The organism is Acinetobacter guerrae (assembly GCF_009372255.1).
Taxonomy (GTDB): Bacteria; Pseudomonadota; Gammaproteobacteria; order Pseudomonadales; family Moraxellaceae; genus Acinetobacter; species Acinetobacter guerrae.
Map to the genome: position 1 here is coordinate 36038 of NZ_LXGN01000060.1, position 20657 is coordinate 56694.

32 protein-coding genes and 1 pseudogene are annotated in these 20657 nt (G+C 42.0%); 30 read left to right on the forward strand and 3 right to left on the reverse strand.

Features of this window, described 5'->3' with window-relative positions; genetic code table 11:
- Positions 1 to 146 precede the first annotated feature (146 nt).
- Both A7A69_RS16120 and A7A69_RS16125 read right to left on the reverse strand, forming a co-directional pair.
- Complete coding sequence (locus tag A7A69_RS16120) at positions 147 to 1697, reverse strand: helicase HerA-like domain-containing protein (RefSeq protein WP_152878611.1); 1551 nt, start codon at positions 1695 to 1697, stop codon at positions 147 to 149.
- A gap of 20 nt (positions 1698 to 1717) precedes the next feature.
- Complete coding sequence (locus tag A7A69_RS16125) at positions 1718 to 2911, reverse strand: PLP-dependent transferase (protein WP_152878612.1); 1194 nt, start codon at positions 2909 to 2911, stop codon at positions 1718 to 1720.
- A gap of 169 nt (positions 2912 to 3080) precedes the next feature.
- On the opposite strand from A7A69_RS16125, the gene A7A69_RS16130 reads away from it, so the two are divergent.
- From A7A69_RS16130 to A7A69_RS16275, 30 genes and pseudogenes are all read left to right on the forward strand, one after another.
- Positions 3081 to 3812, forward strand: coding sequence for a type 1 glutamine amidotransferase (locus A7A69_RS16130; RefSeq protein ID WP_120370465.1), 732 nt, complete (start codon positions 3081 to 3083; stop codon positions 3810 to 3812).
- A 262-nt stretch (positions 3813 to 4074) separates the two neighbouring features.
- Positions 4075 to 4386 carry a 30S ribosomal protein S10 gene (gene rpsJ / locus A7A69_RS16135; protein ID WP_004725677.1) on the forward strand — a complete coding sequence of 104 codons (312 nt, stop codon included), beginning with the start codon at positions 4075 to 4077 and terminating at the stop codon, positions 4384 to 4386.
- Between the two features lie 59 nt (positions 4387 to 4445).
- The gene (rplC, locus tag A7A69_RS16140) at positions 4446 to 5084 is read left to right on the forward strand and encodes a 50S ribosomal protein L3 (protein ID WP_120370464.1); all 639 of its coding nucleotides are present in this window, start codon (positions 4446 to 4448) and stop codon (positions 5082 to 5084) included.
- An 11-nt stretch (positions 5085 to 5095) separates the two neighbouring features.
- On the forward strand, positions 5096 to 5698 hold the full coding sequence (rplD, locus tag A7A69_RS16145; protein ID WP_004985328.1) for a 50S ribosomal protein L4: 603 nt from the start codon (positions 5096 to 5098) through the stop codon (positions 5696 to 5698).
- A complete protein-coding gene (rplW, locus tag A7A69_RS16150; protein ID WP_004985330.1) occupies positions 5695 to 6015 on the forward strand; it encodes a 50S ribosomal protein L23 in 321 nt (106 codons plus the stop codon). The genes rplD and rplW overlap by 4 nt, the downstream gene beginning before the upstream one ends.
- Before the next feature lie 11 nt (positions 6016 to 6026).
- Entirely contained in the window at positions 6027 to 6851 is an 825-nt protein-coding gene (gene rplB / locus A7A69_RS16155) for a 50S ribosomal protein L2 (protein ID WP_120370463.1), read from the forward strand.
- Between the two features lie 13 nt (positions 6852 to 6864).
- The gene (gene rpsS / locus A7A69_RS16160; protein ID WP_004985338.1) at positions 6865 to 7140 is read left to right on the forward strand and encodes a 30S ribosomal protein S19; all 276 of its coding nucleotides are present in this window, start codon (positions 6865 to 6867) and stop codon (positions 7138 to 7140) included.
- A gap of 11 nt (positions 7141 to 7151) precedes the next feature.
- Complete coding sequence (gene rplV / locus A7A69_RS16165; protein ID WP_004639524.1) at positions 7152 to 7481, forward strand: 50S ribosomal protein L22; 330 nt, start codon at positions 7152 to 7154, stop codon at positions 7479 to 7481.
- A gap of 1 nt (position 7482) precedes the next feature.
- Positions 7483 to 8302 (forward strand): annotated as a pseudogene (gene rpsC / locus A7A69_RS16170) (30S ribosomal protein S3).
- Positions 8242 to 8655 carry a 50S ribosomal protein L16 gene (gene rplP, locus A7A69_RS16175; RefSeq protein WP_004985344.1) on the forward strand — a complete coding sequence of 138 codons (414 nt, stop codon included), beginning with the start codon at positions 8242 to 8244 and terminating at the stop codon, positions 8653 to 8655. The pseudogene rpsC and the gene rplP overlap by 61 nt, the downstream one beginning before the upstream one ends.
- A complete protein-coding gene (gene rpmC, locus A7A69_RS16180) occupies positions 8655 to 8852 on the forward strand; it encodes a 50S ribosomal protein L29 (RefSeq protein ID WP_000849927.1) in 198 nt (65 codons plus the stop codon). The genes rplP and rpmC overlap by 1 nt, the downstream gene beginning before the upstream one ends.
- Positions 8849 to 9106 carry a 30S ribosomal protein S17 gene (gene rpsQ / locus A7A69_RS16185; RefSeq protein WP_004924117.1) on the forward strand — a complete coding sequence of 86 codons (258 nt, stop codon included), beginning with the start codon at positions 8849 to 8851 and terminating at the stop codon, positions 9104 to 9106. Before rpmC ends, rpsQ begins: the two co-directional genes overlap by 4 nt.
- 90 nt (positions 9107 to 9196) lie before the next feature.
- The gene (gene rplN / locus A7A69_RS16190; protein ID WP_004924120.1) at positions 9197 to 9565 is read left to right on the forward strand and encodes a 50S ribosomal protein L14; all 369 of its coding nucleotides are present in this window, start codon (positions 9197 to 9199) and stop codon (positions 9563 to 9565) included.
- Positions 9566 to 9574: 9 nt separating this feature from the next.
- A complete protein-coding gene (gene rplX / locus A7A69_RS16195; protein ID WP_004985347.1) occupies positions 9575 to 9895 on the forward strand; it encodes a 50S ribosomal protein L24 in 321 nt (106 codons plus the stop codon).
- A 15-nt stretch (positions 9896 to 9910) separates the two neighbouring features.
- Positions 9911 to 10447 (forward strand): 50S ribosomal protein L5, encoded by a 537-nt coding sequence (gene rplE, locus A7A69_RS16200; protein ID WP_120370461.1) that lies wholly within the window; start codon positions 9911 to 9913, stop codon positions 10445 to 10447.
- A gap of 9 nt (positions 10448 to 10456) precedes the next feature.
- Positions 10457 to 10762, forward strand: a complete 306-nt coding sequence (gene rpsN / locus A7A69_RS16205) for a 30S ribosomal protein S14 (protein WP_120370460.1) — start codon at positions 10457 to 10459, stop codon at positions 10760 to 10762.
- 11 nt (positions 10763 to 10773) lie between these two features.
- Positions 10774 to 11169 (forward strand): 30S ribosomal protein S8, encoded by a 396-nt coding sequence (rpsH, locus tag A7A69_RS16210; RefSeq protein WP_120370459.1) that lies wholly within the window; start codon positions 10774 to 10776, stop codon positions 11167 to 11169.
- Between the two features lie 13 nt (positions 11170 to 11182).
- Complete coding sequence (gene rplF, locus A7A69_RS16215) at positions 11183 to 11716, forward strand: 50S ribosomal protein L6 (RefSeq protein ID WP_120370458.1); 534 nt, start codon at positions 11183 to 11185, stop codon at positions 11714 to 11716.
- Between the two features lie 14 nt (positions 11717 to 11730).
- Positions 11731 to 12081, forward strand: coding sequence for a 50S ribosomal protein L18 (gene rplR / locus A7A69_RS16220; protein WP_004869518.1), 351 nt, complete (start codon positions 11731 to 11733; stop codon positions 12079 to 12081).
- Between the two features lie 2 nt (positions 12082 to 12083).
- Positions 12084 to 12581 (forward strand): 30S ribosomal protein S5, encoded by a 498-nt coding sequence (gene rpsE, locus A7A69_RS16225; protein ID WP_004657688.1) that lies wholly within the window; start codon positions 12084 to 12086, stop codon positions 12579 to 12581.
- 6 nt (positions 12582 to 12587) lie between these two features.
- Entirely contained in the window at positions 12588 to 12764 is a 177-nt protein-coding gene (rpmD, locus tag A7A69_RS16230) for a 50S ribosomal protein L30 (protein WP_004985357.1), read from the forward strand.
- Between the two features lie 3 nt (positions 12765 to 12767).
- The gene (rplO, locus tag A7A69_RS16235) at positions 12768 to 13208 is read left to right on the forward strand and encodes a 50S ribosomal protein L15 (protein WP_120370457.1); all 441 of its coding nucleotides are present in this window, start codon (positions 12768 to 12770) and stop codon (positions 13206 to 13208) included.
- A 45-nt stretch (positions 13209 to 13253) separates the two neighbouring features.
- Positions 13254 to 14573, forward strand: coding sequence for a preprotein translocase subunit SecY (secY, locus tag A7A69_RS16240; protein ID WP_171406783.1), 1320 nt, complete (start codon positions 13254 to 13256; stop codon positions 14571 to 14573).
- A 20-nt stretch (positions 14574 to 14593) separates the two neighbouring features.
- Positions 14594 to 14710 (forward strand): 50S ribosomal protein L36, encoded by a 117-nt coding sequence (gene rpmJ, locus A7A69_RS16245; RefSeq protein WP_000867907.1) that lies wholly within the window; start codon positions 14594 to 14596, stop codon positions 14708 to 14710.
- A 108-nt stretch (positions 14711 to 14818) separates the two neighbouring features.
- Positions 14819 to 15175 carry a 30S ribosomal protein S13 gene (gene rpsM, locus A7A69_RS16250; RefSeq protein ID WP_004985363.1) on the forward strand — a complete coding sequence of 119 codons (357 nt, stop codon included), beginning with the start codon at positions 14819 to 14821 and terminating at the stop codon, positions 15173 to 15175.
- Positions 15176 to 15194: 19 nt separating this feature from the next.
- Positions 15195 to 15581 carry a 30S ribosomal protein S11 gene (gene rpsK / locus A7A69_RS16255; RefSeq protein ID WP_001040166.1) on the forward strand — a complete coding sequence of 129 codons (387 nt, stop codon included), beginning with the start codon at positions 15195 to 15197 and terminating at the stop codon, positions 15579 to 15581.
- 12 nt (positions 15582 to 15593) lie between these two features.
- Positions 15594 to 16217: a 30S ribosomal protein S4 gene (gene rpsD, locus A7A69_RS16260; protein ID WP_004985367.1), complete on the forward strand. Its 624-nt coding sequence runs from the start codon at positions 15594 to 15596 to the stop codon at positions 16215 to 16217.
- Between the two features lie 18 nt (positions 16218 to 16235).
- Positions 16236 to 17243, forward strand: a complete 1008-nt coding sequence (locus A7A69_RS16265) for a DNA-directed RNA polymerase subunit alpha (protein ID WP_120370455.1) — start codon at positions 16236 to 16238, stop codon at positions 17241 to 17243.
- Between the two features lie 18 nt (positions 17244 to 17261).
- Positions 17262 to 17639 carry a 50S ribosomal protein L17 gene (rplQ, locus tag A7A69_RS16270; RefSeq protein WP_004924167.1) on the forward strand — a complete coding sequence of 126 codons (378 nt, stop codon included), beginning with the start codon at positions 17262 to 17264 and terminating at the stop codon, positions 17637 to 17639.
- A 170-nt stretch (positions 17640 to 17809) separates the two neighbouring features.
- A complete protein-coding gene (locus tag A7A69_RS16275) occupies positions 17810 to 19306 on the forward strand; it encodes a flavin-containing monooxygenase (protein WP_120370454.1) in 1497 nt (498 codons plus the stop codon).
- Between the two features lie 73 nt (positions 19307 to 19379).
- On the opposite strand, the gene A7A69_RS16280 is transcribed toward A7A69_RS16275, so the two are convergent.
- Complete coding sequence (locus tag A7A69_RS16280; protein ID WP_152878614.1) at positions 19380 to 20552, reverse strand: acyl-CoA dehydrogenase family protein; 1173 nt, start codon at positions 20550 to 20552, stop codon at positions 19380 to 19382.
- Between the last annotated feature and the right edge of the window lie 105 nt (positions 20553 to 20657).

Sequence of the window (20657 nt, forward strand, 5' to 3'; positions counted from 1 at the left end):
GTTTCTGGACAAAATAGGCAAAACTATACTGCGGTGAAAGCCGCTAAAATTTATTGAACCTAATCGGGCAACCTCCGTGTCACCCGTAATTAAGGCAGTTAGAACAAATTAAAAATTTTACGAAAAAATTTCAAAATTACGTTTACTTAACGTTTCCCAAACAAGGAACCTAGTAAGCCACGTACCAGTTTTTGTCCCGTTGGGCCACCCAGTGTTCGTGCAGCACTTTTCGCGAAAGTTCCAAATACATCTTGAGTGAGTTTGTCACGATCACGCTGAGCTTTTTCATCTGCCTTTTGCTGTTCTCGTGCTAAACGTTCCTGTTCTTTAGCTTGCTGCTTTGCATCAGCTTCCTGTTGTTTGGCTTGTTGCGCTGCATTTTCTTGTGCTTGCTGTTGGGCTGTACTTTCAGACACCTTGCGTTGCAACATTTCATAAGCACTATCTCGATCCACAACTTTCTCATATACTCCAGCTACAATACTTTGCGACATCAATGCCTTGCGTTCGTCAGCGCTGAGTGGGCTAAATGCAGAGTAGGGGGGCATAATCCAGCCACGTTCAACAATTTGTGGAGTTCCTTGTTCATCCAGAAAACTAATTAATGCTTCACCAACCGCGAGTTCGGTAATCGCTTGATCAACTTTAAATTCAGGATTGGCACGGAAAGTATCGGCAGCAGTTTTTACAGCTTTTTGATCTTTTGGAGTAAACGCACGCAATGCATGCTGAACTCGATTTCCCAATTGGCCTAACACATTTTCTGGGATATCTAATGGGTTTTGACTAATAAAATAAATTCCCACACCTTTGGAGCGAATCAAACGTACCACTTGTTCAATTTTTTGTTGTAAGGCGGGGCTAGAATTATCAAACAGTAAATGGGCTTCATCAAAGAAAAACACCAGTTTCGGTTTATCCAGATCTCCAACCTCTGGTAATTGCTCAAATAATTCTGAAAGCATCCATAGTAAAAAGGTGGCGTACAACTTCGGTGTATTCATTAATTTATCGGCAGCGAGTAAATTGATGTAACCATGACCATTGCTATCTGTTTGTATAAAATCCAGAATATTTAAACTTGGTTCACCAAAAAATTGTTCACCACCTTGATCGCCCAATGCCAGCAAATTTCGCTGAATTGCGCCTAAACTTGCAGGTGATAAATTTCCATAATCTGCTTTTAAGTCAGTTGCATTGTCACTGACATAACTCAGCATTGCTTTTAAATCTTTAAAATCAACTAATAATAAACCCTGATCATCAGCAATACGAAAGACAGCAGAAAGTACACCTTCTTGCGTATCATTCAAATTCAGCATTTGCGCCAGTAGCAATGGCCCGATCTCGGATACAGTGGTACGAATAGGATGACCTTGTTCAGCAAATAAATCCCAAAAAATGGTAGGGGATGCTGCAAAAGAAATACTGTCTATACCTAGTGATTTTAAACGTTCATCAAACTTTGGATTGTCACTACCTGCTTTCGCAATACTGGAAACGTCACCTTTGGCATCGGCTAAAAATACGGGAACCCCAATACGAGAAAAATTTTCAGCCATAACTTTTAAGGTTATCGTTTTACCTGTTCCCGTTGCGCCCGCAATCAAACCGTGACGGTTAGCAAATTCAGAATGTAAAACAATATCTTGATTGATATCTGTTGTTTTTTTTGCAATAACAATTGGTTTGCCCATATTTTTTCCTGTTCTTATCACTATTTAAGTTGTTTAAGTGCATTTTGAATATCTTGTATTAAATCTTGTGCTGATTCTAGTCCTATACAAAAGCGAACCAGTAAACCCTGTTGTAAATGTGTATTTGGCAATACTCGCATATGTTTTAAATCATAAAGCATGACCAAACTCATTGGTCCGCCCCAACTAAAACCAAGCTTAAATAAAGTTAAGGCATCACAAAATCGACGAATCGCATGCATATCATATTTGGAATTAAAAATAACACTCACCAGTCCAGCGCTTTTCCCATCGATGCAAATTTCTTTCCAATACTCATGTCCAGGACTATTCGGATCAGTTGGATGCAAGACTTGTGTAAACTCAGATTGTTGTTTAAGCCACTCTAATAACACTTTTGCACTTTCGGCTTGTTGTTGATAGCGTAAATACATATGTGGCAGGCTGCGGATAATTTGAGCACTATCATCACCTGAAACACAAATTCCTTGCGTCGCATGCATTTTAAAAAGTTGATGATGAAGTGTCTGATCCTGAGTGATTACACTACCCATCAATATGTCACCGCCACCACTTGGATACTTGGTCAAAGCATGTACGGTGATGTCAATCGTCAAGTGTTCGTCAGAAAAATCAAAAGCATTAAATGCCAGTCCTGCACCCCATGTATTGTCCAATGCGGTTAATACGCTGGCTTGTTGCGCTTTTTTCACCAGATTTTTAAGATCAGGAAATTCTAAGGTGACCGAGCCTGCGGCTTCAAGCCAAATCAGTTTGGTTTTTGCAGAAGGAGTAAATGAGTCTGCATCAATGGGATTATAAACTTTGACGATGATGCCGTAGCGTTGTTGCAGATTTCTGAGATGTTCCATGTTCGGTCCATAAATGTTGTCAGGAACCCAAACTTCATCTCCTTGACTTAAAAAAGTCGAATTAACCAAATTAATGGCAGATAAGCCACTTGGTGCGAGCAGGCAGTATTTTCCCCCTTCTAGTTGCGCTAGTTGGTCGCCTAGGGTGTATGTGGTAGGAGTCCCATGTGTGCCATAACTATAATCATAGGCATCTGTCCAATGCCGATCAAAAAGGTGCGCTGTCGATTGAAATATAATCGTGGATGCACGAAACAAGGGAGGCTGAACGGTATGAATGTATTGGGGAGCCTTCCTTATGGCATGAATTAATAAGGTTGGAGAGGTTTTATTGTCTGTCATCATACATGTCATCGGATGGATTTAAGCTTAGATTAAAAAATATAAATCCATTCCGCTAGTTTTTGTGCTCTTTTGTGAGTATTTCTTTATTTCAAACTAACTTCTCTAAAGTTGGCTTCATTTTTGCTATGACTTAGCTAATACCAACAACAATATAGGTTCTAAGTGCATGAAGCCGCATTTAAAAGTGCATTATTTTCAGCATATTGCTGGTGAAGGGTTCGGAAGTTGTTATGATTTTTTGAAAACACATCAAGCAAAAATTACTGCGACTGAATTTTTTGCATTACCTGTTGACTTAACACTTGAAATAGAAGCATTGCCCCGAATAGAAGATGTAGATCTACTTATCATTATGGGAGGCACCATGAGTGTTAATGATGAGGCTAACTATCCGTGGTTAAAAATTGAAAAACGCTGGATTCGCCGATATCTTGCCTCGGGTAAACCCGCAATTGGATTATGTTTGGGGGGGCAATTGATCGCCAATGCGTTGGGAGCTGCTGTGAGTAGAAATACATTTCAAGAGTTGGGATGGACAACGGTGCATCGTGTGCCAACATTACCAACACACTGTTTCCCTTTGCCGTCTTCTTTTCATGTCATGCAGTGGCATAGTGAAACCTTTGAAATTCCAAAGGGTGCGATTCATTTAGCAGAAAACGAAGTCTGTCGTAATCAAATGTATCAAATTGGGCAAAATGTTTTGGGTTTTCAGTTTCATCCAGAAATCACGCCTAAAGCACTAGAATTATTTTTAGAAAATGACGATGAAGTTGCGATTTTTCATGGTGAATATGTTCAGCAACCTAACCAATTAAAAAAATCCAGTCAGTCAAAATTTATAGAAGGTAACCAATTACTCAATCAGGCAATTGAATATGTACTGAAAGCATCTTAATTAAATGAAAATAAAGGAGAGCTAAGAATAAAATAGGGATATTTTACGATTCATCAACAAATAGAATTGCATAAGACTTAGACAGTCGCTATAATGGGCGACCCTCAAATTGTGAGGTCATTTACTGCAAAGAGTGTAGTAAATGCATGACAGTCGCGGCATCGATCGTGACCTTAGTGATTTTCACTGCCTTTGACACTTACCAATAGGTGAGGTGCGTCAAGGGTGATTCTTTATATATTTTGGCTTGGAGTTTACTGGTATGTCTAACCAGAGAATCCGTATCCGTCTTAAGTCTTTTGATCATCGTCTGATTGATCAATCTTCTCAAGAGATCGTAGAAACCGCTAAGCGTACTGGCGCACAAGTGTGTGGTCCAATCCCGATGCCTACTCGCATCGAACGCTTCAACGTTCTTACTTCACCGCACGTAAACAAAGATGCGCGTGATCAGTACGAAATCCGCACCTACAAACGTTTGATCGATATCGTTCAACCAACAGATAAAACTGTTGATGCATTGATGAAATTGGATCTTGCAGCTGGTGTTGATGTTCAGATCGCATTGGGTTAAGGCTTTCGGGTTAATTAGTGCCTGGCATTAATTAAGCTGCTTTTTTAGAGGTTACACACATGGCTATTGGTTTAGTCGGCCGCAAGTGCGGTATGACCCGTATCTTTACAGATGCCGGCGTCTCTGTGCCTGTTACAGTGATTGAGGTTGATCCTAACCGTATCACTCAAATTAAAACGCTTGAAACTGATGGTTATCAAGCTGTTCAAGTTACTACTGGTGAACGTCGTGAATCTCGCGTAACCAATGCTCAGAAAGGCCATTTCGCGAAAGCGGGTGTAGCTGCTGGTCGTTTGGTTAAAGAGTTTCGCGTGACTGAAGCTGAGCTTGAAGGCCGTGAAGTTGGCGGTAGTATTGGTGTTGATTTGTTCACAGTGGGTCAAGTTGTTGACGTAACTGGTCAATCAAAAGGTAAAGGTTTCCAAGGTGGTGTTAAACGTTGGAACTTCCGTACCCAAGACGCTACTCATGGTAACTCGGTTTCTCACCGTGTTTTAGGTTCTACAGGTCAAAACCAAACTCCTGGGCGCGTGTTCAAAGGCAAAAAAATGGCCGGTCACTTAGGTGATGAACGCGTAACAGTACAAGGTCTTGAAATTGTATCTATCGACGCAGAGCGTTCAGTTCTCGTTGTTAAAGGTGCGATTCCTGGTGCTACTGGTGGCGACGTTATCGTTCGTCCTACGATCAAGGCCTGAGGGGAAATAACGTGAATTTAAAAACTGTTTCCGGCTCTGCTGTTGAGTTGTCTGAAGTTGCTTTTGGACGTGAGTTTAACGAAGCTCTTGTACATCAAGTGGTTACAGCTTATTTAGCTGGCGGCCGTCAAGGTACTCGTGCTCAAAAATCACGTGCTGAAGTATCTGGTGGCGGTAAAAAGCCATTCCGTCAAAAAGGTACTGGTCGCGCTCGTGCTGGTTCTATTCGTAGCCCAATCTGGGTTGGCGGTGGTAAAACATTTGCTGCTCGTCCACAAGACTGGTCTCAAAAAGTAAACCGCAAAATGTACCGCGGTGCAATGCAATGTATCCTAGCTGAACTTGTTCGTCAGGATCGTCTTGTATTGGTTGAAGAGTTTGCTGTTGCAGCTCCTAAAACTAAAGAATTGCTTGCAAAACTTAACGACTTGAATGCAGCTCGTGCACTTATCGTGACTGATGCTGTAGATGAGAACTTATATCTTGCTGCACGTAACCTTCCACACGTTGATGTGGTAGATGCTGCTGCAATCGATCCTGTTAGCTTGATCGCGTTTGATAAAGTTGTCATGTCTGTAGCTGCTGCTAAGAAAATTGAGGTAGAACTCGGATGAACAACGAACGTATCTATCAAGTCCTAAAAGGACCGGTCTTCTCAGAAAAGGCACAAGTTTTAGGTGATACTGCTGGTGTTCAAGTATTTAAAGTTGATATCAATGCAACTAAGCTTGAAGTTAAAAAAGCAGTAGAACAACTATTTGGTGTAGAAGTTGTTAAAGTTAACACAACTATTACTAAAGGTAAGACTAAGCGCTTTGGTAAAACATTAGGACGTCGTTCTGATGTTAAAAAAGCATACGTCACCCTGAAAGCTGGCCAAGATGTTGAAATGGCTGACTTGGGCGATACCGCTGAAAGCGCAGCGGAATAAGGACGAAAATTATGCCGATTCAAAAATGTAAGCCAACGTCTCCAGGACGTCGCTTTGTAGAGAAAGTGGTTCATGACCATCTTCACAAAGGCGCGCCTTATGCACCGTTGGTTGAAGCTAAAAAACGTACTGGTGGTCGTAATAACAACGGTCACATTACGACTCGTCACGTTGGTGGTGGACATAAACAAAACTACCGTATCGTTGACTTTAAACGTAACAAAGATAGCGTTCCTGCAACTGTAGAACGCATTGAGTACGATCCTAACCGTACAGCGCATATTGCTTTGTTGAAATATGCTGACGGTGAGCGTCGTTATATCATTGCGCCTAAAGGTTTGCGTGCGGGTGATAAAGTTCAATCTGGTAACGATGCTCCAATTCGTCCAGGTAACTGCTTGCCACTTCGTAATATGCCTATTGGTTCTACACTACATAACGTTGAACTTAAAATCGGTAAAGGTGCTCAAATTGCACGTTCTGCTGGTACATCAGTTCAGTTGTTAGGTCGTGATGGTTCTTACGCAATCATTCGTCTACGTTCAGGCGAGATGCGTAAAGTACATGTTGAATGCCGTGCTGTTATTGGTGAAGTTTCTAACCAAGAAAGCAACCTTCGTTCATTGGGTAAAGCTGGTGCTGCGCGCTGGCGTGGTGTTCGTCCTACCGTTCGTGGTATGGCGATGAACCCAGTTGACCACCCACACGGTGGTGGTGAAGGGCGTAATAAAGGTATCCAACCTGTAAGCCCATGGGGTCAAAAAGCGAAAGGGTACAAGACTCGTACCAATAAGCGTACGACTAAGATGATTATCCGCGATCGTCGCGTCAAGTAAAGGAATCTGACTAATGCCTCGTTCATTAAAAAAAGGTCCATTCGTCGACGCGCATTTGTTCGCTAAGGTTGAAGCTGCTGTTGCTGCTAATAACCGTAAGCCGATCAAAACTTGGTCTCGTCGCTCAATGATTCTTCCAGATTTTGTTGGTTTAACAATTTCTGTTCACAATGGTCGTAACCATGTTCCAGTTATTATCACTGAGCATATGGTTGGTCATAAACTCGGTGAATTCGCGCCAACTCGTACCTATCGTGGTCACGGTGTTGACAAGAAATCTAAACGTTAATGGGTGTCATGATGGAAGTAACTGCTAAATTACGCGGTGCCGCTATCTCGGCACAAAAAGCACGTTTGGTTGCAGATCTAATCCGTGGCAAGTCTGTTGCTCACGCGCTTAATATCTTAAACTTCAGCAATAAAAAAGCTGCCGTTTTAGTGAAAAAAGCTTTGGAATCTGCAATTGCAAATGCTGAACACAATAACAGTTTAGATGTAGACGACCTTAAAGTTTCTACGATTTACGTTGATGAAGGCGTTAGCCTGAAACGTATTATGCCACGTGCTAAAGGCCGTGCAGATCGTATTACTAAGCGTACTTGTCACATCACCGTTAAGGTAGGGGTTTGATATGGGTCAGAAGGTTCATCCAATCGGTATCCGCCTAGGTGTTGTGAAACGTCATAACGCTAACTGGTATGCGAGTCCGAAACAATACGCTGAATATTTGCTTAAAGATCTTCAAGTTCGTGAGTTTTTAACTAAAAAACTTAAGAGCGCGATGGTCAGCAACATTCTTATCGAACGTCCGACAGGTGCTGCTAAAGTAACAATTAGCACAGCTCGTCCTGGTATCGTTATCGGTAAAAAAGGCGAAGACATTGAAAAATTACAGCGCGAACTTACCAATATTATGGGTGTTCCTGCGCAAGTAAGCATCAACGAAATCGATCGCCCAGACTTAGATGCGCGTTTAGTTGCTGAAGCAATCGCTTCTCAATTAGAAAAGCGTGTAATGTTCCGTCGTGCTATGAAGCGTGCGGTTCAAAACACAATGCGTGCTGGTGCTAAAGGTATCAAAGTTGAAGTTTCAGGCCGTTTAGGTGGTGCAGAGATTGCGCGTACTGAGTGGTATCGTGAAGGTCGTGTACCTTTGCATACGCTTCGTGCAGACATCGACTATGCTACTATGCGTGCAGAAACGACTTACGGTACGATTGGTGTTAAAGTCTGGATTTTCCGTGGTGAGATTTTAGGTGGCATGAAACAAGTCATGAACCCTGCTCCTGCTGAAGATCGTCCAGCTAAACGCGGTCGTGGTCGTGGTGAAGGTCAAGAACAGCGTCGTGGACGTCGTAATGACCGTGCTGCTGACAAGGGAGAATAATCCATGTTGCAACCTAAACGTACCAAATTCCGTAAAATGCACAAAGGCCGTAACACTGGTCTAGCGCATCGTGGTAGTACAGTATCATTTGGTTCGATTGCGATTAAAGCGACTGAACGTGGTCGTATGACTGCGCGTCAGATCGAAGCTGCGCGTCGTACTATTAGCCGTCGTATTAAGCGTGGTGGTAAAATCTTCATCCGTGTATTCCCTGACAAACCAATTACCGAAAAACCATTAGAAGTTCGTATGGGTAACGGTAAAGGTAATGTGGAATACTGGGTTTGTGAGATCAAGCCAGGTAAGATCCTGTACGAAATTGAAGGTGTGAACGATGAATTAGCAACTGAAGCTTTCAAGCTTGCTGCTGCTAAACTTCCGTTTAAAACCACTATCGTGACTCGGACGGTAATGTAATGAAAACTAAAGATCTACGTGAAAAATCGGTAGAAGAGTTGAAGGCGTTGCTTGATGAGCAACAGCTTAACCAATTCCGTCTTCGTATGGCTAAAGCGACTGGTCAATTGGGTAAATCGCACGAAGTGCAAATTGCTCGTAAAACTATCGCTCGTATCAAGACACTCCTTACCGAAAAACAGGGGAACGGACAATGAGTGAAAAAACAGTCCGCACGTTAACCGGCAAAGTTGTAAGCGACAAAATGGACAAGTCTATTGTTGTACTTATTGAACGCCGCGTTCAACACCCGTTGTATGGCAAATCAATCCGCCGTTCAACTAAATTACACGCTCATGATGAGAACAACGTTGCTAAACTTGGCGACCTAGTGACCATTAAAGAAAGCCGCCCAATTTCTAAAACTAAAGCTTGGACTTTAGTGGAAGTAGTTGAAGTAGCTGCTGAGTAATTACGTTCTTGTTGCATCATCGGTCAATTTCGAGTACTCTTTGAGCCTTTCGAAATTGCGACCGGTGTTGCTCGGTTTTGGAGTAGGGCAATGATTCAAACCGAAAGTATGCTCGACGTAGCAGACAATAGTGGTGCACGCCGCGTACAATGTATTAAAGTACTAGGTGGTTCACATCGTCGTTATGCTTCTGTTGGCGACATTATTAAAGTTACTGTTAAAGAAGCAATTCCACGTGGCCGTGTTAAAAAGGGCGACGTGATGAATGCTGTTGTGGTACGTACTAAGTTTGGTATTCGTCGTCCAGACGGTTCTGTGATCCGTTTTGATGACAATGCAGCTGTATTGTTAAACAACAATAAAGCTCCGATTGCCACTCGTATTTTCGGACCAGTGACTCGTGAACTTCGTACTGAACAGTTCATGAAAATCATTTCATTGGCTCCTGAAGTTCTATAAGAGGCAATCATGGCTAAGATTAAAAAAGGCGATACGGTTATCGTGATCGCAGGTAAAGAAAAAGGCAAACAGGGTACTGTTCTGTCTGTTTCTGAAGACCGTGTTAAGGTTGAAGGCCTTAACTTAGTGAAGAAGCATCAAAAGCCGAACCGTGTAACTGGCGCTGAAGGCGGCATTGTTACTCAGGAAGCTTCGCTTCATATCTCAAACGTGGCAATTTTAAATGCTACAACCCAAAAGGCTGATCGTGTTGGTTACCAGATTGACGAAAATGGCGTGAAAACTCGCGTTTATAAGTCAAATGGTGAATCAGTGGCGACAGCGAAGTAATAGGTTGATACGGCAATGGCCAGACTTAAAACACGTTACAACGAAGAACTTAAAGCTAAGTTACAACAGGATCTTAGCATTAAGAATGTAATGGAGATTCCTCGCATTACAAAAATCACCCTTAACATGGGTGTAGGCGCAGCTGCAACTGATAAGAAATTATTAGATGGCGCTGTTGCTGATATGACTTTAATTGCTGGTCAAAAGCCAGTAGTTACGCTTGCGCGTAAATCAATCGCTGGTTTTAAAATCCGTGATGGTTGGCCAATTGGTTGTAAAGTGACCTTGCGTGGCGAGCAAATGTACGAATTTTTGGATCGTTTGATCTCAATCGCAATCCCGCGTATCCGTGACTTCCGTGGTTTCTCAGCGAAATCTTTTGACGGTCGCGGTAATTACTCGATGGGTTTGAAAGAGCAAATCGTTTTCCCTGAAATCGATTTTGACAAGATTGATCGTATTCGTGGTATGGATATTACTATTACTACGACTGCTCGCACCGATGACGAAGGCCGTGCGCTTATGCGTGCATTCGGCTTCCCGTTCAAATAAGAGGTCGATATGGCTAAGAAAAGTATGGTTAATCGCGAGTTGAAACGCGAAAAAACAGTTGCTAAATACGCTGCAAAACGTGCTGAATTAAAAGCAATTATTGCCAACGTAAATGCAAGTGATGAAGAGCGTTTTCAAGCGACATTAAAGTTACAGGCATTGCCACGTAACGCATCTCCAGTACGTCTTCGTAACCGTTGTGGTTTAACAGGTCGTCCTCATGGTTACTTCCGTAAGTTCGGTCTAAGCCGTAACAAATTACGTGACACAGTAATGCAGGGTGATGTACCTGGCGTTGTTAAGGCAAGCTGGTAAGGAGCAACTAAATGAGTATGCAAGATACCGTTGCCGACATGCTAACACGTGTTCGTAACGCACAAATGGCAAAGAAACAATCAGTTTCTATGCCGTCTTCTAAGTTGAAAGTTGCAATTGCCAACGTTCTTCAACAAGAAGGTTATATTTCAAACGTAGAAGTTGCTCAAGAAGAAGCAAAAGCTACTTTGACTATTACGTTAAAATATTTTGAAGGCAAACCAGTTATCGAAACTGTGAAGCGTGTAAGCCGTCCAGGTTTACGCCAATATCGCGGTAAAGATAAACTTCCAAGCGTTAAGCAAGGTTTGGGTATTGCAATTGTTTCTACAAGCAAAGGCATCATGACTGATCGCGCTGCACGTGCTGCAGGCGTCGGTGGTGAAGTTATTGCTTTTGTTTCTTAATAGGTGATTCCTCATGTCTCGTGTGGCTAAAGCCCCAGTAACTGTACCTAACGGTGTAACAGTTACTCAGAACGGCCGGCAGGTCGAAGTGAAAGGCACTAAAGGTACATTGTCTTTCAACCTGCATGCGCTGGTCGAGCTAAAACAGGAAGAAGGTAAACTTCAACTAGCTCCTGCTAAAGAGTCGAAAGACGCTTGGATGCAAGCTGGTACTGCTCGCGCTGTGCTTAACAACCTTGTAAAAGGCGTAAGTGAAGGCTTCGAACGTAAGTTGCAACTTATTGGTGTTGGTTATAAAGCTGCGGTTAAAGGTACAGTTGTAAACCTTAACCTAGGTTTTTCTCACCCAATCGATTACAACCTTCCTGAAGGCGTAACTGCTGAAACTCCAACTGCAACTGAAATTATTTTGAAGTCAGCAGATAAGCAGTTACTTGGTCAAGTTGCTTCTGAAATCCGTGGTTATCGTCCGCCAGAGCCGTATAAAGGTAAAGGTGTTCGTTACTCGAACGAAGTTGTTCTTCGTAAAGAAGCTAAGAAGAAATAAGGCGCGAGGTTCTTATGAACGAAAAGAAACAATCCCGTTTGCGTCGTGCGAAAAGCACACGCTTGCACATTCGTGCATTGGGTGCGACTCGCCTGTGTGTAAACCGCACACCGCGTCACATCTATGCTCAAGTGATTTCCGCAGATGGTGGCAAAGTATTAGCGCAAGCTTCTACTTTGGATGCATCTTTACGTAGCGGTTCAACTGGTAACGTAGACGCAGCTACTAAAGTAGGTGCTTTAATCGCAGAGCGTGCGAAAGCTGCTGGTGTAACTAAAGTTGCATTTGACCGTTCTGGTTTTAAATATCATGGTCGTATCAAAGCCTTGGCTGATGCTGCTCGTGAAAACGGCTTGGAGTTCTAATCATGGCTAAAGTTGAACAAAACGAAGGTCTTGTTGAAAAGCTGGTTGCCGTTGACCGTGTAGCCAAAGTTGTTAAGGGTGGTCGTATCTTCTCTTTCACAGCATTGACAGTTGTGGGCGATGGTAATGGTCGTGTAGGTTTCGGTCGTGGTAAAGCTCGTGAAGTTCCAGCTGCTATTTCTAAAGCACTTGAAGCTGCTCGTCGTAACATGATTACTGTAGACCTTGCTGGTACTACTTTACAACACCCTGTGAATGCTCGTCATGGTGCAAGCCGTGTATACATGCAACCTGCTTCTGAAGGTACTGGCGTAATTGCTGGTGGTGCTATGCGTGCCGTTTTGGAAGCTGCTGGTGTACATAACGTACTTGCTAAATGTTATGGTTCTACGAATGCTGCGAACGTTGTAAACGCGACTTTTAAAGGTTTGCGTGATATGACTTCTCCTGAGAAAGTTGCTGCAAAACGTGGTCTTTCAGTAGAACAAATTCAAGGGTAATCAATCATGAAAACGATTAAAGTTACCCAGACTAAATCTGCTTCGCATCGTTTGAAAAATCACAAACTTTGCCTTCAAGGTTTAGGTCTGCGTCGTATTGGTCATACTGTAGAAGTGCAAGACACGCCTTCTAACCGTGGTATGATCAACAAAGTCTACTATATGGTTAGTGTAGAGGAATAAGCCATGACTCTGCGTTTAAATGAACTTTCACCTGCTGAAGGTGCAAAGCGTGAAAATCGTCGCTTGGGTCGTGGTATCGGTTCTGGCGTTGGTAAAACAGGTGGCCGCGGTGTTAAAGGCCAAAAATCACGTAAAAGTGGTGGCGTTCGTCCAGGCTTTGAAGGCGGTCAAACTGCGATTTATCGTCGTTTGCCTAAATTCGGCTTCACTAGCCAAATCGCATTGAAAACTGCGGAAGTACGCTTGTCTGAACTTGCTAAAGTTGAAGGTGACATTGTTTCACTAGAAACTTTAAAAGCTGCGAACGTTGTTCGTCGTGACCAAGTTCGTGCACGTGTTGTTCTTTCTGGTGAAGTAACTCGCGCGTTTACAGTGCAAGGTGTTGCTTTGACTAAAGGCGCTAAGGCTGCAATTGAAGCAGCTGGCGGTAAAGTCGAGGAGTAATACCGAGTGGCTATGTCTCCTAGTTCTTCAGGTCATGTCAACATGATGAAAGGACAACCGTTTCATGTGAAATATCGTGAAATTATTCGCCGATTAATGTTCTTGGTTGGTGCATTGTTGGTCTTTCGACTAGGAGCGCATATTCCGTTGCCGGGTATTGATAATGTAGCGCTAGCCCGTTTTTTTAAAGCCAATGAAGGAACATTCTTGGGTTTATTTAATATGTTCTCTGGCGGTGCATTAGAACGTATGTCAATTCTGGCATTGGGTATTATGCCGTACATTTCTGCATCGATCATCGTGCAGTTGATGTCAACGGTTGTTCCTTCGCTAGAAGCTTTGAAGAAAGAAGGCGAGCAAGGCAAACGTAAAATCAATCAATATACACGTTACGGCACCTTATTTCTTGCTTTAGTGCAGGGGGTAGGGATGTGTGCAGGCTTGATTAGTCAGGGTATTACCTTGACTTCAGGTCTGGCATTTTATGTTCCGGCAGTGGCTTCATTAGTTGCTGGGACTATGTTTTTGATGTGGCTTGGAGAGCAAATTACCGAACGTGGTATTGGTAATGGTATCTCTATGATTATTTTTGCAGGGATTGTCGCTGGATTACCAAATCAGGTGATTCAAGGTTTTACCTCTGTACAAAATGGTCAGGGCAGTTTAATTGGAATGGCTGTATTTGCTTTATTATCACTTGCAGTACTTGCTGCGATTGTTTTTATTGAAAAAGCACAGCGTCGAATTCCAGTGAACTATGCACAAAAGCAGCAAGGCCGTCGCGTATTTACTGCACAGCAAACGCATTTGCCATTAAAAATCAATATGGCGGGTGTAATTCCGGCAATTTTCGCTAGCTCACTGTTGTTATTTCCAGCGAGTTTAGGTCAATGGCTAGGAAGTGCTGATCCAAATGCAGGGATTGTAAAACGTGCTCTGCAAGATTTGGCACTCGTGTTATCGCCTGGACAGCCGTTATATCTCATGCTTTTCGGTACGTTGATTATTTTCTTCTGTTATTTCTATACAGCGCTGGTTTTCAGCCCAAAAGAAGTGTCAGAAAATTTAAAACGTAGCGGTGCATATGTACCTGGTATACGCCCAGGTGAGCAAACGGCTCGTTATTTGGATCATATTCTTAATCGTTTGACTTTTATTGGCGCGATTTATATTACTGTTGTGTGTTTAATGCCAATGATTCTGCAAAGTTCATTTGGAATTCCATTTCATCTCGGTGGTACATCGTTGTTAATTGTTGTCGTTGTTGTGATGGATTTTATGGCGCAGCTTCAAGCTCACCTAACTTCGCATCAGTATGACAATCAAACGTTAATGAGAAAAACGACTGCTCATCCTAAGGGATAAGCGCACTTAGAGGTTTCATCATGAAAGTACAAGCTTCTGTAAAGAAAATTTGTGGTAGCTGTAAAGTTATCCGTCGTAATGGGGTTATTCGCGTGATTTGCAGCGCAGAACCTCGTCATAAGCAGCGTCAAGGTTAATCTGATCAAGACCTGTTGATTTCAGTAGGCGAATTAGGTTAATATCCGCCCCTCAAAGTTTTTTTGTGGGGCGGTTGATTTATCTACTGCCTTTTTGGAGAAAAGTGAATGGCTCGTATTGCCGGTGTAAACATTCCGGATAACAAGCATGCTGTTATCTCACTTACTTATATTTTTGGTATTGGTCGCCACACATCTAAGAATATCTTAGCTGCTGTAGGTATTGCACCAACAACAAAAATCCGTGAGTTGGATGATGCTCAGCTTGATGCGATTCGCGCAGAAGTTGCCAAGGTTCCGACCGAAGGTGATTTACGTCGTGAAATTTCCATGAACATTAAACGTTTAATGGATTTGGGCTGCTACCGCGGTCTTCGTCATCGTCGCAGCTTGCCTGTCCGTGGACAACGCACCAAAACTAACGCACGTACCCGTAAAGGTCCGCGCAAACCGATTAAAAAGTAAGATTTCTGGAAGCTAAAAGATGGCTAAAGATACTCGCACACGCAAGAAGGTCACTCGTACCGTCTCTGAAGGTGTTGCACACATTCACGCGTCTTTTAATAACACCATTGTTACGATTACCGATCGTCAAGGTAATGCATTGGCTTGGGCCACCTCAGGTGGACAAGGCTTCCGTGGTTCACGTAAATCAACTCCGTTTGCTGCTCAGGTAGCTGCTGAAGTTGCTGGTAAAGCAGCTTTGGATTACGGTTTGAAAAACCTAGACGTCCTTGTAAAAGGTCCTGGTCCAGGTCGTGAGTCTGCGGTTCGTGCATTAGGCGCAGTGGGTTATAAGATCAACAGCATTACCGATGTGACTCCAATCCCTCACAACGGTTGCCGTCCACCTAAAAAACGTCGCGTGTAAGGAGAAACATTCATGGCTCGTTATATTGGTCCAAAATGCAAACTCTCTCGCCGCGAAGGGACAGACCTGCAATTAAAATCTGGCGTTAAACCGTTTGACGTCAAAACTAAAAAACATGCTAAAGCGCCTGGTCAACATGGCCAAGCTCGCGGTAAGCAATCTGAGTATTCACTACAATTACGTGAAAAACAAAAAGTACGTCGTATGTACGGAGTTTTAGAGCGTCAATTTAGTAATTACTATAAAGAAGCTGCTCGTGTAAAAGGTGCAACAGGTGAAAACTTGTTGAAATTGCTTGAAAGCCGCCTTGATAACGTAGTTTATCGCATGGGTTTTGGTTCTACACGTGCAGAAGCTCGTCAGCTCGTATCTCACCGTTCTATTACTTTAAATGGCCGTCGTGTTAACATTGCGTCTATTCAAGTAAAAGCGGGTGATGTGATTGCAGTACATGAAGGTGCTAAACAACAATTACGTATCAAAAACGCAATTGAATTAGCTGCTCAACGTGGTATTCCTGCTTGGATGGAAGTTGATCATTCTAAGTTTGAAGGTACGTTCAAAGCTGCACCAGATCGTTCTGATCTACCTGCTGAAATCAACGAAAGCTTGATTGTAGAATTGTATTCTAAATAATCCTTGAGGTAGCAATAAATGACGCGTACTGCAAACGAGTTTCTAACTCCGCAAGCGATCAAGGTCGAAGCGGTGAGCGGGACCTCGGCAAAAGTGATTCTGGAACCTTTAGAGCGTGGTTTTGGCCATACTCTAGGTAATGCTTTACGTCGCATTCTATTGTCTTCTTTGCCTGGCGCTGCTGTGGTTGAAGTAGAAATAGAAGGCGTCGAGCACGAGTACAGTACTTTAGAAGGCTTGCAGCAGGACATCGTCGAGCTCTTGCTGAACCTAAAAGGATTGTCTATTAAGCTGTTCGATCAAAATGAAGCATATTTAACATTGGAAAAACAAGGTCCTGGCGATATTACTGCCGCGGATCTTCGTTTGCCTCATAATGTTGAAGTGGTTAACTCAGAGCATTTGATCGGCACATTGAGTGCTTCAGGTTCAATTAAAATGCGCCTGAAAGTTTCTCAAGGTCGTGGTTATGAGACATCTGACTCACGTTTCCCTGAAGGTGAAACGCGTCCTGTAGGTCGTCTACAGTTAGATGCATCTTATAGCCCAATTAAACGTGTTTCTTATACCGTTGAAAATGCGCGTGTAGAACAACGTACTGACCTTGATAAACTGGTCATTGATCTTGAAACCAATGGTACTGTTGATCCTGAAGAAGCAATCCGCAAAGCGGCAACAATCTTGCAACAACAAATTGCAATTTTTGTTGATCTTCAGAAAGATCAAGCTCCAGTGGCTCAAGAACCTCGTGAAGAAGTTGACCCAATCTTGCTTCGTCCAGTAGATGATCTAGAGCTTACTGTTCGTTCTGCTAACTGTTTGAAGGCAGAAAATATTTACTACATTGGTGATCTTGTTCAACGTACTGAAGTTGAGTTGTTAAAAACTCCTAACTTAGGTAAAAAATCGTTGACTGAGATTAAAGATGTTTTAGCTTCGAAAGGCTTGCAACTCGGCATGCGTTTAGAAAACTGGCCACCTGCTAGTTTACGCATGGACGATCGTTTTGCCTATCGTAGCCGTTAATTAAGTAGGACTATCACCATGCGTCATCGTAATAGTGGTGTGAAATTAGGCCGTACAAGCAGCCATCGTAAAGCGATGTTTCAAAACTTGGCGAATTCTTTGTTTGAACATGAGTTGATTAAAACAACTGTGCCTAAAGCAAAAGAATTACGTCGTGTTGCTGAGCCTTTAATCACTCTAGCAAAAAACGATACAGTAGCAAACCGTCGTTTGGCGTTTGCTCGTACTCGTTCAGCTGCAACTGTAGGTAAGTTATTTACCGTACTTGGCCCTCGTTACAAAGAACGTAACGGCGGTTATCTACGTGTTCTTAAAGCGGGCTTTCGTGCTGGTGATGCAGCGCCAATGGCTTACGTTGAACTCGTAGACCGTGAAGTTAACACTTCAGCAGAATAAGATCATTATTCAAAAAAAAGATCGGTTATATACCGATCTTTTTTTATGCAAATTTTAAAAGTTGTCCTCAAGTGATAAGAAAATGTGATAAATGGGGTAAACTTGACATTGCACATTGTCAAATTTGTGTTTTAATAAACTAGAATAGTTCTCAAGGTTATAAAAACAACATGGAAAAAATCGTTGATGTATTAATTGTAGGTGCAGGAATTTCTGGTATTGGAATCGCAGCGCATCTTTCAAAAAATTCTCCACAGCGTCAATTTGAAATTATTGAACGTCGTGAAAGTATTGGTGGAACTTGGGATTTATTTCGTTACCCTGGCATTCGATCTGACTCCGATATGTCGACTTTTGGTTTTAATTTTAAACCATGGCGTAGTGCAAATGTTCTTGCTGCTGGCCCTGCCATCAAAGGGTATTTAAATGAAGTGGTTGATGAATTCAATTTAAAAGAGAAAATCCATTTTAATCATCGAGTTCTTTCTGCAAATTATGATACTGCCAAGAAGAAATGGATTGTAGAAATTGAAGATGCTAGCCAGAAAAAGCAGACTTGGGTTGCAAACTTTGTTGTAGGGTGTACTGGTTATTATAATTACGATCAAGGTTATCAACCTGATTATCCAGGTAAAAATGATTTTAAAGGTCAATTTATTAATCCGCAATTTTGGCCTGAAAAATTGGATTATTCGGGTAAAAAGGTAGTCATTATTGGTAGTGGTGCGACGGCTATTACCCTTGTTCCTGCAATGGCAAAAGGTGGAGCTGGGCATGTCACGATGTTACAACGCTCTCCGACTTATATCGCTTCTATTCCTTCAATCGATTTTGTTTATGACAAAATGCGTAAGCTTTTACCAGAAGATGTGGCATATAAATTAACACGTGCGCGAAATATAGGTGTGCAGCGTGGGATTTACGCATTATCTCAGAAGCAGCCTCAATTGGTTCGCAAGCTACTTCTAAAATCGATCGAAATGCAGCTTAAAGGTAAAGTGGATATGAAACACTTTACACCAAGTTATAATCCTTGGGATCAGCGTCTATGTGTAGTGCCTGATGGTGATTTATTTAAGATTTTGCGTTCTGGAAAAGCCAGCGTTGAAACGGATCAGATAGAAAAAATTACTGAAACAGGGATTCAGCTAAAATCAGGTAAACATCTTGAAGCTGATATTATTGTTTCAGCAACAGGTTTAGAAATCCAGATTTTGGGTGGTATTAAAGGTACTATCGATGGTCAACATTTAGATACCTCAAAAACAATGCTGTATCAGGGTGTGATGGTCAGTGATGTGCCAAATATGGCGATGATTATTGGTTATATTAATGCATCGTGGACACTGAAAGTTGATGTGGCTGCAGATTATATTTGTCGCTTACTTAATTACATGGATAAAAATGGCTACGATGAAGTGATTCCTGAAGGGGATCAAACTGAATTAATGGATGATACCGTAATGGGTAGTTTAACCTCAGGTTATATTGCTCGTGCCGCCAATGTAATGCCAAAACAAGGTAAGCATGCACCTTGGAAAGTGACTAATAACTATCTGGCAGATCGGAAGGCATTAAAAAATGCACGTTTTGATGATGGTGTTTTAAAGTTTCATAAAGTAGATGCAAGCGTTGAGCGTAAATCTAAGCCAAAATTAGTTTCATAATCTCGATATATAAATCAGAAAAGGAGCTTAAATAAGCTCCTTTTTTTATGCAATTAAGAAAATTCGTGAAAGATCAGAGTGTCCGGGAAATCAATTCTTTCATAATTTCATTAGTCCCTGCATATATACGATTTGCTCGATTATCAATGTATGCACGAGCAATTGGATATTCCATCATATAGCCATAGCCACCATGAAGTTGTAAACAATCATCCACGACTTTGGAGAACATGTCTGAAATTTTATATTTGGCTGCTGCGGCTGCATCTATTCCTAAACGTTCTTCGAGTTGAAATTGCATACAGCGATCTAAATAAGTTCTGCAAAAGTCGATTTCAGTACGAAGTTCAGCGAGTTTGAACCGTGTATTTTGGAAGCTTCCAATTGGCTTACCAAAAGCTTTACGATCTTTGGTGTATTGAACTGTATGAGCAAAAGCAGCTTCAGCACCTGCCTGACAGATAATTGCGACTAACATACGCTCCCAAGCTAATTCTTTCATGAGCATCATGAAGCCCATACCTTCTATACCCAGTAAATTTTCTTTAGGAACACGAACATTATCAAAGAATAATTCGCAAGTGTCCTGACCTTTCATCCCAATTTTATTGAGCGGTTTACCTTTACTAAAACCAACGCGATCTGCTTCAACAATGATTAAAGATAAATTGGCTGAACCCTTTTCATTATTTCCTGTTTTACACACCACAATAGCCATATCGCATAAATAGCCATTGGTGATAAAAATTTTAGAGCCATTGATGACATATTCATCGTCATCTAAAACAGCAGAAGTACGCACAGCTTGCAAGTCTGAACCTGTTCCAGGTTCGGTCATCGCAATAGCTGTAACGGTCTCACCTTTTGCCATTTTTGGCAGCCACTTCTGTTTTTGTTGTTCATTACCAAAATTATTAATATAGTTGGCGACAATATCCGAATGTAATGAAAAGCCAGTACTAGAGTCCATTGCATAAGCTTGTTCTTCAATGAGAATCATACTGTATAAACGATCAACCCCAGAACCACCATATTGTTCAGGCATCGTGGTACATAACAATCCCAAATCACCTGCCTTGTTCCATAAATCACGGTCAACATGTTGCTGTTCTTCATATTTTTCGATATTGGGAACAACTTCCTTTTCATAAAATTTACGCACGGTTTCACGGAAGGCTTCATGCTCTTCATTAAAAAGATTACGTTCAAGCATATTAGGAATTGGACGAATCGCACCAGATTGCATTGTTGTTGTATCCTTGCAGTTTGTTTTATCAGCAGAAAGTAAAAATCATCTAGCTTGTTCAGACAATGGGATGAATGCTCAAAAGTTAGATTGTCATGATGGATT

Bases quoted from the DNA above. Each gene is read 5' to 3' on its own strand.
- A7A69_RS16120 (WP_152878611.1), bottom strand. From the start codon at position 1,697: ATGGGCAAACCAATTGTTATTGCAAAAAAAACAACAGATATCAATCAA.
- A7A69_RS16125 (WP_152878612.1), bottom strand. From the start codon at position 2,911: ATGACAGACAATAAAACCTCTCCAACCTTATTAATTCATGCCATAAGG.
- A7A69_RS16130 (WP_120370465.1), top strand. From the start codon at position 3,081: ATGAAGCCGCATTTAAAAGTGCATTATTTTCAGCATATTGCTGGTGAA.
- rpsJ (WP_004725677.1), top strand. From the start codon at position 4,075: ATGTCTAACCAGAGAATCCGTATCCGTCTTAAGTCTTTTGATCATCGT.
- rplC (WP_120370464.1), top strand. From the start codon at position 4,446: ATGGCTATTGGTTTAGTCGGCCGCAAGTGCGGTATGACCCGTATCTTT.
- rplW (WP_004985330.1), top strand. From the start codon at position 5,695: ATGAACAACGAACGTATCTATCAAGTCCTAAAAGGACCGGTCTTCTCA.
- rplB (WP_120370463.1), top strand. From the start codon at position 6,027: ATGCCGATTCAAAAATGTAAGCCAACGTCTCCAGGACGTCGCTTTGTA.
- rpsS (WP_004985338.1), top strand. From the start codon at position 6,865: ATGCCTCGTTCATTAAAAAAAGGTCCATTCGTCGACGCGCATTTGTTC.
- rplV (WP_004639524.1), top strand. From the start codon at position 7,152: ATGGAAGTAACTGCTAAATTACGCGGTGCCGCTATCTCGGCACAAAAA.
- rplP (WP_004985344.1), top strand. From the start codon at position 8,242: ATGTTGCAACCTAAACGTACCAAATTCCGTAAAATGCACAAAGGCCGT.
- rpmC (WP_000849927.1), top strand. From the start codon at position 8,655: ATGAAAACTAAAGATCTACGTGAAAAATCGGTAGAAGAGTTGAAGGCG.
- rpsQ (WP_004924117.1), top strand. From the start codon at position 8,849: ATGAGTGAAAAAACAGTCCGCACGTTAACCGGCAAAGTTGTAAGCGAC.
- rplN (WP_004924120.1), top strand. From the start codon at position 9,197: ATGATTCAAACCGAAAGTATGCTCGACGTAGCAGACAATAGTGGTGCA.
- rplX (WP_004985347.1), top strand. From the start codon at position 9,575: ATGGCTAAGATTAAAAAAGGCGATACGGTTATCGTGATCGCAGGTAAA.
- rplE (WP_120370461.1), top strand. From the start codon at position 9,911: ATGGCCAGACTTAAAACACGTTACAACGAAGAACTTAAAGCTAAGTTA.
- rpsN (WP_120370460.1), top strand. From the start codon at position 10,457: ATGGCTAAGAAAAGTATGGTTAATCGCGAGTTGAAACGCGAAAAAACA.
- rpsH (WP_120370459.1), top strand. From the start codon at position 10,774: ATGAGTATGCAAGATACCGTTGCCGACATGCTAACACGTGTTCGTAAC.
- rplF (WP_120370458.1), top strand. From the start codon at position 11,183: ATGTCTCGTGTGGCTAAAGCCCCAGTAACTGTACCTAACGGTGTAACA.
- rplR (WP_004869518.1), top strand. From the start codon at position 11,731: ATGAACGAAAAGAAACAATCCCGTTTGCGTCGTGCGAAAAGCACACGC.
- rpsE (WP_004657688.1), top strand. From the start codon at position 12,084: ATGGCTAAAGTTGAACAAAACGAAGGTCTTGTTGAAAAGCTGGTTGCC.
- rpmD (WP_004985357.1), top strand. From the start codon at position 12,588: ATGAAAACGATTAAAGTTACCCAGACTAAATCTGCTTCGCATCGTTTG.
- rplO (WP_120370457.1), top strand. From the start codon at position 12,768: ATGACTCTGCGTTTAAATGAACTTTCACCTGCTGAAGGTGCAAAGCGT.
- secY (WP_171406783.1), top strand. From the start codon at position 13,254: ATGAAAGGACAACCGTTTCATGTGAAATATCGTGAAATTATTCGCCGA.
- rpmJ (WP_000867907.1), top strand. From the start codon at position 14,594: ATGAAAGTACAAGCTTCTGTAAAGAAAATTTGTGGTAGCTGTAAAGTT.
- rpsM (WP_004985363.1), top strand. From the start codon at position 14,819: ATGGCTCGTATTGCCGGTGTAAACATTCCGGATAACAAGCATGCTGTT.
- rpsK (WP_001040166.1), top strand. From the start codon at position 15,195: ATGGCTAAAGATACTCGCACACGCAAGAAGGTCACTCGTACCGTCTCT.
- rpsD (WP_004985367.1), top strand. From the start codon at position 15,594: ATGGCTCGTTATATTGGTCCAAAATGCAAACTCTCTCGCCGCGAAGGG.
- A7A69_RS16265 (WP_120370455.1), top strand. From the start codon at position 16,236: ATGACGCGTACTGCAAACGAGTTTCTAACTCCGCAAGCGATCAAGGTC.
- rplQ (WP_004924167.1), top strand. From the start codon at position 17,262: ATGCGTCATCGTAATAGTGGTGTGAAATTAGGCCGTACAAGCAGCCAT.
- A7A69_RS16275 (WP_120370454.1), top strand. From the start codon at position 17,810: ATGGAAAAAATCGTTGATGTATTAATTGTAGGTGCAGGAATTTCTGGT.
- A7A69_RS16280 (WP_152878614.1), bottom strand. From the start codon at position 20,552: ATGCAATCTGGTGCGATTCGTCCAATTCCTAATATGCTTGAACGTAAT.